The sequence below is a fragment of the Corynebacterium sp. HMSC073D01 genome, assembly GCF_001815555.1.
In the GTDB taxonomy this organism is placed as follows: Bacteria; Actinomycetota; Actinomycetes; order Mycobacteriales; family Mycobacteriaceae; genus Corynebacterium; species Corynebacterium glucuronolyticum.
Genome location: NZ_KV821083.1, coordinates 33,962 through 46,925 on the forward strand (window position 1 = coordinate 33,962; position 12,964 = coordinate 46,925).

Below are 12,964 nucleotides of genomic sequence, written 5' to 3' on the forward strand. Positions count from 1 at the left end.
ACAGTGGAACCTACCGAGGCGGAGGTGCAGCCGGCTGCGGTCTTACCGCCACCACCAGCACCGGTGGAGGAAGCGCCGGCTGTGCCATCGCCGGCGCCTCAGCAGGCCAATGGGTTCATGGGGGCAGCTGACAACGGAGGGAAGTCCTCGTACGCCAACTGCAAAGACGTGTGGAACACCCTCGGGCGCCCGATCCGCGCGGGCGAGCCGGGTTACGTCGCCGGGCACGGCAAGCTCGATGGCGACGGCGACGGCGTGGGGTGCGAGAAGGATCCGAGGTAGGGGGCCACATTTGGGTTTGAGAACCCAAATGTGCAATTGCTGAACCGAACTTAGAATGCTTAGTTACTGAATATTTCTGAATTCTGTTGAAGTTTTGGTCAGCCTTACGCCTGACTTACTGGATATTTTTATTTGAATTCAGGAATAATCTGGATGCCGCTGTTGAAGGAGCTCAATTCCTGTTTGTACGCGTATGCTCAATTTCCGATTCGGTGAGGTAAGTCGATGAATTTGATGGAACGAATCCAAAAGAAACTTGCAGATGAGAATTTTGAAATAAATACAAATGATTTTGAACAATACGTCATAACCCATTTGTCGAAAATTTACCCCTCTGTGGTGCCTATTCCCGGTGGATCGGATTCTGGACTTGATGGTGAGATCCCAACAATGGCGGGGATTACCGGTGCGGTTATTACATCGTCGAGGGAGTGGAAAGGGGCAAGGGCTAATCTTCAAGGAAGCTTGAATTCAGCGCGTATCCATGGTTTGAAAGTAGAACGGGTAGTCGCGGTCAGTCTGGCGAACATTAATCGTTCGAAAAGGGAAAAGCTGAACGAGATCGCGGAAGAGTTTGGCGTAGTCCTAGTGGAGGTGTATGACCGAAACTGGTTTGCTAACGAGGCGTATTGGCACCCCGAGACCCGAAGAAAAATTCTTCGAATAGAAGGGAATCTTTCTGCGTTAGTCGATTCATCTGGGCGTCGTGGCAGAAAGCATCCTGAGTTGCCGACGGTAGGGCGAGATGACCTGATGAAGACGCTCAATGACCTTAACGATGACCTTGTGCTTTTCGGAGTCCCGGGGGCGGGAAAGACTCATGTTGCAGGGGAGCTGGAAGATTCCTATTTTCTGAATGAGATCTATGATGCCAATTTGCTTCTGGACGATCTTCTGGAAGCCACCCCTAAATATGTTGTAGTTGACGATGCAGGTGCGAGATCTAGAGATATCGAAGCGCTCTTACAACTACGTGCACAAGAACGATTGCGATTCCAAATTGTAACTACCTGTTGGCCTCACGAGAAAGACAAAGTAAAAAACTGTTTTGACAAAAACATTGAGGTTGTCGAAGTAACAAGACTAACAGTAGACGAAATGGGACTAATCCTCAGGCCATGTGGCATAAATCGGGCCGTTGTTTTACAGAGGATACTAGACCTCTCGGATGGGCGACCCGCATGGGCGCTAAATCTTGTAGATCTACTGACAGAAAAAGATGATTGGGAAACTGTATGGACCGGGCAGGCCAGCAGAGAAGTGATAGACACCTTTCTGCAGGACTCCTCGATTACGCCATCCGGCCAGAAATTACTTGGCCTTTTATCGCTTCTTGGGGACTTTGATAATTACGATTTTCAGAAACTAGCTCAGCTGCTAGGAATGACCGAGATCGACCTGGAAAAACAGGTTAGAGGCTTGGCTAAATCGGGCTTGCTGGATGCTGAGCGTTCACTCCAATCGAGCAACAATTGGGAGGACCTTCAAGAAGTGATTTCTTTCAACGTCCGACCAGAACCAATAGCAATGAATTTTGCGATGTTTGAGTACTTTTCTGATGAGACTATTTGGCCCGGTGTGAACAGAATCAAAGAATTGTTTCCCGACCACGTTCTTCAAATAGCAAAGGCGCAAGTATTTTCTCAAGCTATGGGTACTACCGTTCGCAGTCCAATAAAGAAAAGTGATATCGAAGTCGCGTTTGAGAATTTGCATGACAATAAAAACTTCCTGGTGAATTATGCAAATCTTGGAAAGCGGGAATTTAGTGTATTTTGTGAAATAATGAAAGAAAAGTTGGGGGAACTCGACGAAGCAAAATCGGCTAATGAGAAAGTCATCTTTCTTGACCTACTCAGTAATGTGTGTGCCGTTCCCTTGCGTACAAATCCAGGACTAAAATATTCGAAATTTCTAAGTTTGATTGGTTCTCAGCAGATCAGAGAATCGGATGCGGAATCGATTATAAGAGAATTTGTTAGTGCCGTTCGAGTACCTATTCCAGGAGATTCTCCGGACGGCGATCAACTATTGATTCTTGCGAAGACCGTTTCTAGGTGCACTCGGGAAGACTTGGATGACGAAACGTGGGCAATGTTTGCTGGTGAAATACTAAAACCCTACTTCGATTCGTGTTTTATGACTCCTGATAAGTACCGACAGGTAGAAATTCGCACTTATACCTGGGGGCCGAAGGAAATGGAGCAGATTTATAAGAACTTTGCACCATGTTTGGATGTGAGACTGAAGAAATTGTGTCCGCTCCTACAATTGAGTTTTCTCAAGATCCTAAATGAATGGGTTCAGGTCAGTTGCGCAAATCGCGTTTCATATGGAGGTAAGGCAAGTAAGGAACAATCCAAAGTAGCCGAGAAAGTTGCTCGCGACTTGGCAGAAAAAATCGCTCCCTGCATTAGGTCTTCAGCCGTACGCAAGACTTATAACAACGCGGTTGAGATGCTAGGGATCGTCCTCGACGAACCGGATCAGCTTTTCTCAGCGCTAACAAGCTTCAACTGGAAACAATCCTCCTATGAGGAAAACGTAACCTTATGCGAAGAGCAAATTAACCTGGCAATTACGCCGTATTTCAGCAATCCTCCTGAGGGGTTGATGAGCAGGATCGAGCAACTAAATTCTGAACTTCAGTTGTATAAAGGCATGAACCTTGGCATCGGATTTATATTCCGAGCTTTAGCGAAAAATAAAAAACTAGATCATAAAGAATGGTTTCTTAGCGCTTTGGAATTTGGATTTGGTAAACAGGCTGCTTCTCTACTGGAAGAGTCGGTCAAAAATGACAACGTATCTCGATCTGAAGTACAGCGGTTTCTCGATATAACGGGTTCAAGAGAAGGAGCTATCATTAGTGTTCTTTCGTTCTCCGAGAATCCCGTTTTGGTGTATTTTGTCGTTGGTGAGATGACCGCATCCGATGTAGAAATATTGGAGGCTGTCGACGTGAGGAATATGACTTCTCTGGCTCGGGAAGCACTGCTAAAAAGTAAGGTTCCGGAGATTAGAGCCGCTACGGCAGCAATGTCGGTTTTCTCAATGGAGTTTCATAACTCACCAAAACCATTGAGCGATGATCTTCGAGAGGCCTTACTCGTCTACATACCTAGTGCTAACAGCTCAGTCCGATATGAGCACAGTTTAGCGTTAAAATTTTTGGCAAAGAATGAGCCAGTAATTCTAGTAAAGGTATTCGCAAGGTTCGTACGAGTAACTGATTTGCCTGTTAGCGCACAGTTGGATCTCTGGCGAGAAGCGTTTCAAGCAGCAAATCCTGCTCTGCGTACCTTGTTATGGGAAGAGACTAGAAATTCACCTGCCACGGTTGATTATTTTTGGGCGATTGGATCCGGAGATGTTAGATGGCTGTCTGAGGAAGTCCAACGTGTTTCCTTTGCCCCGACAGTCAGAGAACTTTTACTGTCTCATGAACTTCAAATTTGTCAGACATTTTCAATAGAAGATCTAGCCAAGATTCTTCGACCATTGGATCCGTCACCTTATGATCTTTTGTCATATTGTGAGTTGGGTGTCCATACTGGAGAGCGGTCTGACGTGATTCAAAGCATCCTTAGTGAATTGGATCGAATGGCGAAGTCAGACGACGAATATCTCTCCAACATAGGTCGAGTTGGCGTTAAATTTTACGAAAAGCAGCTTCAGGAAGCATTCCTAGCAGAAAGAGAGGCCGCAATTCGTGGAAACTACCAGCGTTAATCGCAATTTTCGGCTCAAGAACAGCTATTCCGTGCAAACCTCAAGTTAAGTTTTGGAACGGAATAGTGCTGATTGTCACACAAAACCTGGTTTTGTGCGCATAGTCGTTTTACTGGCGGTCCGGTGTTGGCGCACTGAGGAGCTCCCAATGGCCTAGAACAGGGGCTTGATGTCGAGCGTGGTGATGAAGTTCTCGTGGTTGAGTGAGTAGTGCAGGTCAAGGCTGTGGGGGTGCTCCTTGAGGATCGCGGTGACGGCTTCGCGGGCGGCGCGGGAGGCTTCGGGGGAGTGGGCGACGACGCTGTCGGATGCGGTTTGTTGGTACCGGTGTTCCAGGAACGCGGTACCGGCCTATTCCGGGTAGTTGGTACTGGTCCGGGTCAAGCGTCAAGCATGCGGTGCCCAACCCGGACTAAGTGTTGTGCGCTTACGCGTCGGGGTCTACTGGGGCGGTAGCCTTGCGCATATCAAAGTCTCCGATCCGGATTCGGTAACCGTTGTTGAGTCGGCTGACCAACGAATCCGCCCCAACCCTGTCCGGAAGCTCGGCAACCCAATAGGTAGCTGCTGACTGCGACGAAATCACTGTTGGCAGTCGGCCCTCACGGTCGAATATGATCTTGGCAAGGTCTTCTTGCCCACGCTGATTGATGCTCATGGTCATAAAATCATCGATGATCAAGACATCGATATTGATCAGTTTGCGCATCATAGTGAGATAGGTTTCGTCAATCTGTCAGAAGACCGCCAACATGTCGACAAGCTGATCTAGCCGGTCGTAGGCCACCTGGTTCCCAGCCTGGCAAGCCGCAACACCAAGAGCACAGGCAATATATGTTTTGGCGGTCCCAGTCGGGGCGAGGATATGAATGTTGGTCGGGTTTTCCCGCCAGTTCGTTGCTGCGATTTTTTCAACTGCCGAAGGTTGATGCCTCATTCTTCCGCCCTAGTAATTTCAGCCAGACGGGCGTTGGGGTAGCGAAACTTCGCCTGGCTGATTGCTTTGGCGATATTGCGTTGTTGGCGTTGCGCATAGGCTTCGTCGACTGCTGCGAGGAAAATATCTTCTGGCAGGGCATCAGCATAGGCTTCATCGCTGACGATCTCGTAGAAGATGCCCGCGAATGTAGATACGCGCAGTTTGTGCATTTTCGCCCGCATCACTTCATCATCGATTGTGTGCATTGCTTTGACTCCTTAGATGTTTTCGTAGTGGTCAGCAGGCCGGATAAAGACAGCATCTGCGATCTTGTCGGTCAACGGAGTGTGTGGACGCCGTTGTTGTAAGCCTGTGTCGTTTCTGGTGCGCGCCGAGGTTGCTGCAGGAAGGCTGTGGTCGCGCCACGCATGCGCGATGTCGGTCTGGATGCGTGTGATCACTGCCATCGTCGGCGCTAGCTTCTTATCCAAAACTTGCTGGCAGGCAGGCTCAAAGGTGGCGTTATTGTGCTTTTTGCCAAGGTTGGCCAACACATTGCGTGCCTGGAGTAACCCGCGAGGCACAGCAGAACTAGTGTGATCAAGAATCATCGCGATGACCCCATGGGTTGCGGACCCAAATGATGATGCCCATGACAATAATTCGTCGCGGGTCAACACGTTATGCCCGTCATCGTCACCGGTGGGGCCATGGTTCGGGTCAGTGGAATAGCGGTATGTAAACCCATGCAACCGTGTGTGTTCGGCCACCAGTTGATCCCCGCCAAAATATGCTGACCAGCTTCGGAGTCAAACGCACTGTCACCGCTTTGCCAACGAGCTGATACGGCACCGAGTAATACTGGTAGTCGCAGGTGATATGCCAGTTACGATCGACCTTGAGCCGTGTGTACGACACTTCCGTAAACGGTGTTGGTGGCAGATCGCGCATCATGGGGGCTTCTTCTTCGTCGAAGCGCGTACGTCGCGTTGTCCCACAAGCGCGTGTCATCGAACAGTTAATATCCGAGAGGTGCTCTTCGATAGCCTCGTTGAGTTCGTCAAGGCTATAGAAGACTTCATCGCTGAAGTAGCCAAGGATCGTGGTGTAGGCGATTTTTACGGCCCGCTCTACTGCTGCTTTATCACGCGGTTTACCAGGGCGTGTCGGCACGATCGTGACCCCGTAATAGTCCGCAAACGCCGCGTAACAGTCGGTGACCATCCTGTATGTGGCGTGCTTTTTCGGTCGATACGTTGCCGTTGCAGCATTATCAGGAACGATTATCGCAGGCAGTTTACCGAAAAACTCCAGCGCCTTGACGTGGCAAGAGGTCCAAGCCGGCATTTTCTCATTTGCTGCCGCGACAACATACATCAACCCTGCCTACGGGCTGACCGCAACAAATAACGACGCCTTCAACGCAACATCACCGCTGGCATGGTCGATAACAGGGACTTTATCACCGGCCCAGTCCACGTAGAGTTCTTGGCCGGGTTCATGTGTGATGACCTCAACGAGATCGTTGGCGCGTAAAAACTCATTGAGTCCGCTGCAAAACTTAAGAGTACTGGTACTTCGTCTTGTCACTTGCACATGGTTGTGACAAGTAATCCATCCACAATTTGTGCCTGGTCAGGTGCTTGTTGCTTTGAAGTTTGCGTGCCAGTGCTTGAAAGTCAGGCTGGTCGAAGGACAGCGTGCGTTTGCTGCGCCCGTCATAGAAGCGCGCATCGAACCAGCCGGGTGGCAGTTGTCGAAAGGACTCTAGAGTAAGAGCTTCGTCGTTGATGACAGTCTTGGCACGAGATACGTCTCGTCGTGAGCATCCCAGTGCGTGTGTGATCTGCGCGTAGCTTGCCCCTTCAAGGCACATCGCGATGATCTGTTTGAAGTTAGACACAAGTTGGCTCCTTCCATGTCGAAGATGACGCGACACCATCGAGTGATGGGTCGCCATTTTTTACTATGGAAGAAAACAACGCTGCGGTACCAGGTATGTGGAACCCCGGTACCAACTACGCGGACACACGGTACCAACTACCCCGAATCGACACCACGATCGGTGGTGAGGGCGTCCTCAAGGGTGTCGAGAAGCTCACCAAACGTGGTGGCGAGGGCGGGGACAGCATCAGGTTCGGAACCGTCCAAAGTGTTCATGATGGCGGAGAAAAGATCGTCGGGGAGATCCGATATGGATGCGTACATGAAGGCCCCGAATTCTGCAGGGGTACCGGCATGATCCACGGCCCACGCGGTGAGTCCGTCTTCGCTGAGGTTGCCCTTCGCGTGCAGTGCTACGAGGGTCTTGCCGAGGTCCTCCAGCGTTGAGTGCACGAAGAAGCGGGTGAGGGGCATCTCGGTCCAAGCGAGGGGCGAACTGGTCAGCGGTGTGCGGGAAGACGCGCAGGCCGACGGCGACGAGGCGTGGGCACCAGTCGCTCGGCCCGTCGCTGACTGTGGGGCACGAGCAGGAAAAAGTGATCTGATCCTCGAGCGATTCGATGGTGACGGTGTGCGCGGTGTACTGGTGCCACTTCCGACGCTGGCTTCGATGCGCTCGGGGGATCCGCAGGTTTCGCTTGCCGGAAGGCCTCCGGGGAGGAGGAATTGGTGGGTGAGGATTGTTCGAGCGGGATGGGACGCTAGGTGAAGGAGACGCGTGGTGGCCCTGGCCTGATGCGGTTACTCCTCCGCTGTTTCCGAGAGGCGGATGAGTTCCGCGAGCTCGTCGGGGGCGATGGTGACACCTGAGTTCGGGGTTTGAGCCTTAGCAATGATCTCTCGAGCCTTATCAAGCTCGCCGTGCTCACCGTAATTGTTTGCGAGGGCAAACCAGTTGCCACGCTCGGCGAGGAGTGCGCGGTAGGGCTCGGGGTCGTACGCGATAAGCGATAGATAAGCATCGAGGATCTTGTTTTTGGCTTCGATTGCGCGGTTCATAGCGGCGGCAAGATCAAGATGATTGACACACTGGACGTAGGGCGAGAAATCGTAGACGGGGAGGCGGGAGTCAATGGCCCCAATGTTGTTCTCCAACCACGAGACGACGTGGCGTGAATCTATTCCGTACATGCAGCAATACGCCAGGTGAAGATTGATCGTTAGGCCCAGGAAGGTGGTGTAGTGTTCATCCCTATCTGCTAACACGTACAGAGCCTCTATCATCTCCTCAATGGTCGGCAGAAGTCGGGCACCCCGCTCGTCTCCTAGCAGCAGATTGAAGGATCCGATTGTCATCTGCCAATCTTCGTAGAGGTGGTCATCTTCCGGTATTTTGTCTGCCGAATTGTAAACACCGGAAACAGTAAGGAGAGTTCGCACGCTCATCGCTATCACGGCGCTCGTCTCCTCTGGTGTACCAACGCTAAGCACAGCAGGGACGATTAGATTGTTTTCGTCCAGCCCTAGCTCGTCCCGCAAACCATCGAGGACATCCACGAGCTCTTCCCGTGTCGCCTCTTGGAGGAAGCGGTCAAAGATCGCATCCCTATCCAGACCCGGTTTTGAGGAGTTCTTTACCTTCCGGCAAAAAAGAAGCGCGACGGCGATGCTGTGTTTGCACCACGGCTGGTCAAGGTGGCATGTGCAGGAGGACGTGGCCGTAGCTGAGGTACCAGTCGTATCGGAATCGATGGTGACTGTGTACGGCTTACCAGGAATTTCGTACACCGATGCCTCAATATGAGTGGGGGAAGCTTTGTATACTTCGATGTTCTGGACTGCCTGGGCACTCTCGAAACTGCTTTTTTCGGAGACCCACATGAGATAGTCGCGGGTGAGAATTTGTGTAAGTGGTTTATCCATGGGTTCATCCTATGCAGAGGTGGGAAACACTGAGCGCACCATTGTCGAACATCGGTGTGCATGGTTTTCTATGCAGGTGACGTGGCTGAAGCGTGGTTCAAGGGGGTTGAGAAGCATCCACATCCTCAGGCCGTGGGGACTGATATGACCGGAGAGGTTGCTTCTCCGATCAGAGGAGCATCTTTTGCAGTTCGTGCGCCTGCTCCAGGAGGTCTGAGTGGTGCTTGTCGTGAGCAGCGAGAATGCGAAGCGCCTCCGTCGCCTTGTCAACCGCTGGTCGCAGGTACTCGTCGCGATCGGCGAGGACCAGTTCCCAAAAGGATTGAAGGAGGTTCTTCCAATCCCCGTAGAATCTGCTGCAACCCAAGGCATCCACAGTTGCGGTTGAGGATGCGACACCCTCCACAGGGGAGAGACCAGACAAGGCGACGAGGTTTCGCACCTCCACCAGCATGATCTTGTCCATCTCCTCCGGTGACCCCAACGCTGTGCGCAGCGGTGAGGATCAGGTACTGATCGTCCTGCCGAGGCTATCTCGAAGCTCGTTAGGCATCTCGACGAGCTCTGCTCGCGTGGCCTTCTTCAGGAAACGCTCAAAGAGGGTGTCCGTGTCTAGCCACGGCTTTGTCGGGTCCTCCGCATCCGGGCAGCACCGCAGTGCTACCGTTACGCTGTGCGAACACCGTCGTCGCCCCCATGTGCAGGTGCAGCTCGCTTTGACTGCTGAACCCACTGATTCGATGGTCACTGTCTGTGTGTTGCCAGCAGAGTCCTGGACCAGACCCTCAACAAGGGTGGGCGACTTTTCGGTGACCTTGGTGACATAGGCGACGTGTGGGTAATGGCCGATTTCGAAGCTGTAGCCGTCAGTAACCCACATGAGGTAGTCGTGCGAGAGGATCTCAGAAAGCGGGGTTGGTCTAGCAGGTGGTGTGGTGGGAAGTGCCATGCCTTTAGCAGTATGTGCTGAGGAGCATTCATCCAGGGGAACGCGGCTTTTGAAGCATGTGCGAAAAACGCTACCGGGGTGTGTGTCGGCCAGTTATACTAAATGGTGTTGGTGTTCGTAGAGACGAACAGCTTCTCGCCCACGGGATGGGGCGGAATCAACCGGGGAAATCCATTTTTTTATTTGCAGCGCGCCGGTTCGGCGACCGCTGACGTGGTCGTTCGCACGGCATTGTGCGGCAACAACTGAATAGTCACAACCGAAGTACTGGCCGGTGTCGGCCAGTGCTGCGCTGAGGCCCATCTGTCTTTGTTTGCTGTGGGGCCACGGTGCACAAAGAAAGGAAAGATCATGGAAACAAGGATGAGCAGGGAGCAGCTGGAGGAGCTCGTACACATTTTCGTCTCGTGGGTGGGGACGGAAGACCCGCAAGTGCCGGAGCACGTGCGTGACCGGATGACGATGGTGGCAGAAAAGCAATCGATGCTGTTCGAACTTGGGCCGTCGAACATCCACGACTCGGAGATCGCCGACCAGGTGGCGGCTGTTGTGCCGTTGCACGCCAACGCCGGTGGTGGGTTCATTGTGGTCGGCATCGATCCGGCAACACTGGAGCCGCTCGGTACCGCCATTGACTCGAGGTGGCTGACAGCCCGGCTGGAGCGAACCGTCGACGCAGCCGTGGAGATAAAGAAATGGATCGTCTGCGGTGTGGAAATATTGGTGGTGTACGTGCTGCCCGCGATATCGCCCGTCAGCGATGAAAACGGGAATCTTGTGCTGCCATCCGGCGCGGTTGATCGGGGCCAGTGGTGGTCGGATGAGGCATCCGATGCGCCGACGAGCGTCGTGCCAGCAGAGACGATGGACATCGTGCGCGAGTGGGTGGGGGAGTGCGGCGGCATGTCCGACGAGGAGATGCTCGTCCACATCGGGGCGGCAACACACGAGGGGACGCTCACCAACATGGGCTTCTACCTGTTGGCACCCGTGGGTGTGCCCCGGTTCAGCGTGAATCGGGAGTGGGCCACGGGAAGGAGCCTGCTGGAAGGGCTTGTGAACGTCGAAAAGCTCATCAGTGAGCTGAACAAACCGGTGCAGTGGGGCGTGGGTGACCTGGCGGCCACCTCCCGGCCTGTGCCCGCGCAAACCGTGCGTGACGCGCTGGCCTACGTCCTGAGCATGAACAAGCTCAACCACCCAGTGGAGATCACGTGGAGCCCCGACAACATTCTCACCTTCGAGTACGTGCCCCGTGAGCGCATGAGCCGTCAGATGCTAGACCTCCTTCGGGCGGTGGGGTTTGCCAATCCGCGCATGCAGGGCCAGTCGAGCTTCCCCATATCCGGGAAGGCGATGATCATGCTCGGACTGACCCCACCGAAATTCGATGACACCCATGTGTACCTGTACGGCGGGGAGCCGGATTGGAATGTCGTCCGCTTTTTGCGGGGCATTCGCCCGCAGCGGATCCTGGAAAATGAGCTGGTGCTGCGCGCGCTGGACCTGTTCTTCCGGGAGCCGTACGTGACGGCGGCATCCCTGGCGGCGGCGCTGTCCATCGATGAGGGATCGGCGCTGGACGTGCTCATCGTATTGTCGGTGTCTGGTGCCGGTGGCAGCGGGATAATTAGGGGGCACTGCCATGGTTGGGTTCTCGGCGACGGTGCACGGCACCTGCTCGGCCACCGACTGGCGTACCTGCGCCCGGCGAAATACGACGGGTTAACCGGCTTGCGTACCTTCCTCGACCAGTACGGCACGGTGAACGAGGATGACCTTGTTGCCTTGCAGGGCGCGGACGCGGAGGAGGCGGAGCAGATTCTCCTGGAGATGGAAGTCGACGGTGTGCTCGAGGAGCGGACAACCGGCGAGTACGCGGTGAAGGCGCACTAGCGTCGGCGGTGTGCAGCGAAGGTGCTGCAGCGCCTGCTACCCACCTGGAGTGCCCAGCCGCTGACATGTACGCTGGGCATCATGTGGGACAAAGCTTTATCAACCAGATCCTTTCCGTCCAAGCCGACACGATTTGTGGTGCCGAATATGCCACCGTGTCTGATCAACGGGTAAACACTCGTAGCGGCTACCGGCATCGCCAACTAGATACCCGGGTGGGAAGTATCGATGTAGCGATCCCGAAACTACGCACTGGAAGCTTCTTTCCAGATTGGCTGTTAGAGCGTAGATCACGAGCAGAACGAGCCTTAACCACCGTGATCGTAACCTGTTACCTCAAAGGTGTCTCCACCAGGAAAATGAACGATCTTGTCGCGACACTAGGGATTAGTAATCTATCGAAATCACAGGTTTCAGACATGGCGAAAGAACTTGACATTCTGGTTGAGCAGTTTCGTACCCGTCCTTTGGATCAAGGACCTTACCTTTATGTTTCTTGTGATGCGTTAACGATGAAAGTTCGTGAGGGCGGCCGGATTGTGAAAACCAGTGTGCTACTTGCCACCGGTGTTAATGCTGAGGGCTATCGCGAACTGTTGGGTATGCATATCGCCACCGCAGAGTCAGTGGCCTCCTGGACAGGATTTTTTCAGGGATCTGCTTGCCCGCGGGCGTGACGGGGTGTTTTTGGTTACCAGTGATGCCCATCTGGGTATTCAAAAAGCTGGCGCTGAATGCTTGCCCAATGCCACCTGGCAGCGGTGTCGCACCCGTTTCGCGAAGAATCTTTCTTCGATGGTTCCGAAATCCCAGTGGTCGACACTTTCGGCAATGTTTCACACGATTTTTTCAGCAGCCGGATGCACAAGCGGTATGGGAACAGGCCCGTGATGTGATCGAGTTTTTTTAATCAACGCCACCCTGATGTCGGGGATTACTTGGAAGAGGCTTTAGATGATCTGCTGGCGTTTACGTCTGCCCCGCCGAGCGTGTGGAAGAAGATCTGGTCAAACAACCCGACAGAAAGGCGTAACCGTGAGATTCGACGGCGTACGGATGTGGTTGGTATTTTCCCGAACCGGGATGCTGTAGTGCGTTTGGTTGGTGCTGTTCTTGCTGAGCAACACGATGAGTGGATCCAGCAAAGCCGTTATATGTCGCTGACGAGTCTGGCCCAGACCCGCACGATAATCAGCCAGAACGTGATCGAGGGGAGCCCAGCTACAAAGACGGAGATCGCAGCATGAGTATCTAGCTGGTAACCTTGCCCAGTGCTGCACGAGTGTGCAGTCGCGAAATCCTCTAGTTGAAACGAAAGGCAGATACACCACCACCCCGGACTTGACCGCACTGTTCTGGCATCTGTGCCGTTTTCCTGG

At 53.3% G+C, this 12,964-nt stretch carries 10 protein-coding genes and 2 pseudogenes; 4 read left to right on the forward strand and 8 right to left on the reverse strand.

The window, feature by feature from the left end; all coding sequences use genetic code 11:
- Together HMPREF3044_RS13495 and HMPREF3044_RS11650 are read left to right on the forward strand one after the other, a co-directional pair.
- A partial coding sequence (locus tag HMPREF3044_RS13495; RefSeq protein ID WP_246821074.1) for an excalibur calcium-binding domain-containing protein occupies window positions 1-282 on the forward strand: 282 nt, incomplete at its 5' end.
- Between the two features lie 225 nt (window positions 283-507).
- A complete protein-coding gene (locus tag HMPREF3044_RS11650) occupies window positions 508-4,014 on the forward strand; it encodes a hypothetical protein (protein WP_070741922.1) in 3,507 nt (1,168 codons plus the stop codon).
- 427 nt (window positions 4,015-4,441) lie between these two features.
- On the opposite strand, the pseudogene HMPREF3044_RS12780 reads toward HMPREF3044_RS11650, so the two are convergent.
- The 8 genes and pseudogenes from HMPREF3044_RS12780 to HMPREF3044_RS11690 all read right to left on the reverse strand — a co-directional run bounded on the left by HMPREF3044_RS12780 (window position 4,442) and on the right by HMPREF3044_RS11690 (window position 9,689).
- A pseudogene (locus HMPREF3044_RS12780) lies at window positions 4,442-5,199 on the reverse strand (ATP-binding protein).
- Window positions 5,200-5,211: 12 nt separating this feature from the next.
- The gene (locus tag HMPREF3044_RS13500) at window positions 5,212-5,544 is read right to left on the reverse strand and encodes a hypothetical protein (RefSeq protein WP_246821076.1); all 333 of its coding nucleotides are present in this window, start codon (window positions 5,542-5,544) and stop codon (window positions 5,212-5,214) included.
- 109 nt (window positions 5,545-5,653) lie between these two features.
- Window positions 5,654-6,310, reverse strand: a complete 657-nt coding sequence (locus HMPREF3044_RS13505) for a Mu transposase domain-containing protein (protein ID WP_246821077.1) — start codon at window positions 6,308-6,310, stop codon at window positions 5,654-5,656.
- A 184-nt stretch (window positions 6,311-6,494) separates the two neighbouring features.
- The gene (locus HMPREF3044_RS13510) at window positions 6,495-6,836 is read right to left on the reverse strand and encodes a hypothetical protein (protein ID WP_246821078.1); all 342 of its coding nucleotides are present in this window, start codon (window positions 6,834-6,836) and stop codon (window positions 6,495-6,497) included.
- Window positions 6,837-6,973: 137 nt separating this feature from the next.
- On the reverse strand, window positions 6,974-7,291 hold the full coding sequence (locus tag HMPREF3044_RS11675; RefSeq protein WP_070741934.1) for a hypothetical protein: 318 nt from the start codon (window positions 7,289-7,291) through the stop codon (window positions 6,974-6,976).
- Between the two features lie 327 nt (window positions 7,292-7,618).
- Window positions 7,619-8,740 carry an SWIM zinc finger family protein gene (locus HMPREF3044_RS11680; RefSeq protein ID WP_083318166.1) on the reverse strand — a complete coding sequence of 374 codons (1,122 nt, stop codon included), beginning with the start codon at window positions 8,738-8,740 and terminating at the stop codon, window positions 7,619-7,621.
- A gap of 169 nt (window positions 8,741-8,909) precedes the next feature.
- Window positions 8,910-9,206, reverse strand: a complete 297-nt coding sequence (locus HMPREF3044_RS11685; RefSeq protein ID WP_070741937.1) for a hypothetical protein — start codon at window positions 9,204-9,206, stop codon at window positions 8,910-8,912.
- A 39-nt stretch (window positions 9,207-9,245) separates the two neighbouring features.
- On the reverse strand, window positions 9,246-9,689 hold the full coding sequence (locus HMPREF3044_RS11690) for a hypothetical protein (RefSeq protein ID WP_070741940.1): 444 nt from the start codon (window positions 9,687-9,689) through the stop codon (window positions 9,246-9,248).
- Window positions 9,690-10,040: 351 nt separating this feature from the next.
- On the opposite strand from HMPREF3044_RS11690, the gene HMPREF3044_RS11695 reads away from it, so the two are divergent.
- Window positions 10,041-11,585, forward strand: coding sequence for a hypothetical protein (locus HMPREF3044_RS11695; RefSeq protein ID WP_070741943.1), 1,545 nt, complete (start codon window positions 10,041-10,043; stop codon window positions 11,583-11,585).
- An 89-nt stretch (window positions 11,586-11,674) separates the two neighbouring features.
- Window positions 11,675-12,832: pseudogene (locus HMPREF3044_RS12785) on the forward strand (IS256 family transposase); the annotation flags it as partial.
- Window positions 12,833-12,964 lie beyond the last annotated feature (132 nt).

Coding starts and splice junctions, on each gene's coding strand:
- HMPREF3044_RS11650 (WP_070741922.1), top strand. CDS start 508: ATGAATTTGATGGAACGAATCCAAAAGAAACTTGCAGATGAGAATTTT.
- HMPREF3044_RS11690 (WP_070741940.1), bottom strand. CDS start 9,689: ATGGCACTTCCCACCACACCACCTGCTAGACCAACCCCGCTTTCTGAG.
- HMPREF3044_RS13500 (WP_246821076.1), bottom strand. CDS start 5,544: ATGATTCTTGATCACACTAGTTCTGCTGTGCCTCGCGGGTTACTCCAG.
- HMPREF3044_RS11680 (WP_083318166.1), bottom strand. CDS start 8,740: ATGGATAAACCACTTACACAAATTCTCACCCGCGACTATCTCATGTGG.
- HMPREF3044_RS11675 (WP_070741934.1), bottom strand. CDS start 7,291: ATGCCCCTCACCCGCTTCTTCGTGCACTCAACGCTGGAGGACCTCGGC.
- HMPREF3044_RS11695 (WP_070741943.1), top strand. CDS start 10,041: ATGGAAACAAGGATGAGCAGGGAGCAGCTGGAGGAGCTCGTACACATT.
- HMPREF3044_RS13505 (WP_246821077.1), bottom strand. CDS start 6,310: ATGTATGTTGTCGCGGCAGCAAATGAGAAAATGCCGGCTTGGACCTCT.
- HMPREF3044_RS11685 (WP_070741937.1), bottom strand. CDS start 9,206: ATGGACAAGATCATGCTGGTGGAGGTGCGAAACCTCGTCGCCTTGTCT.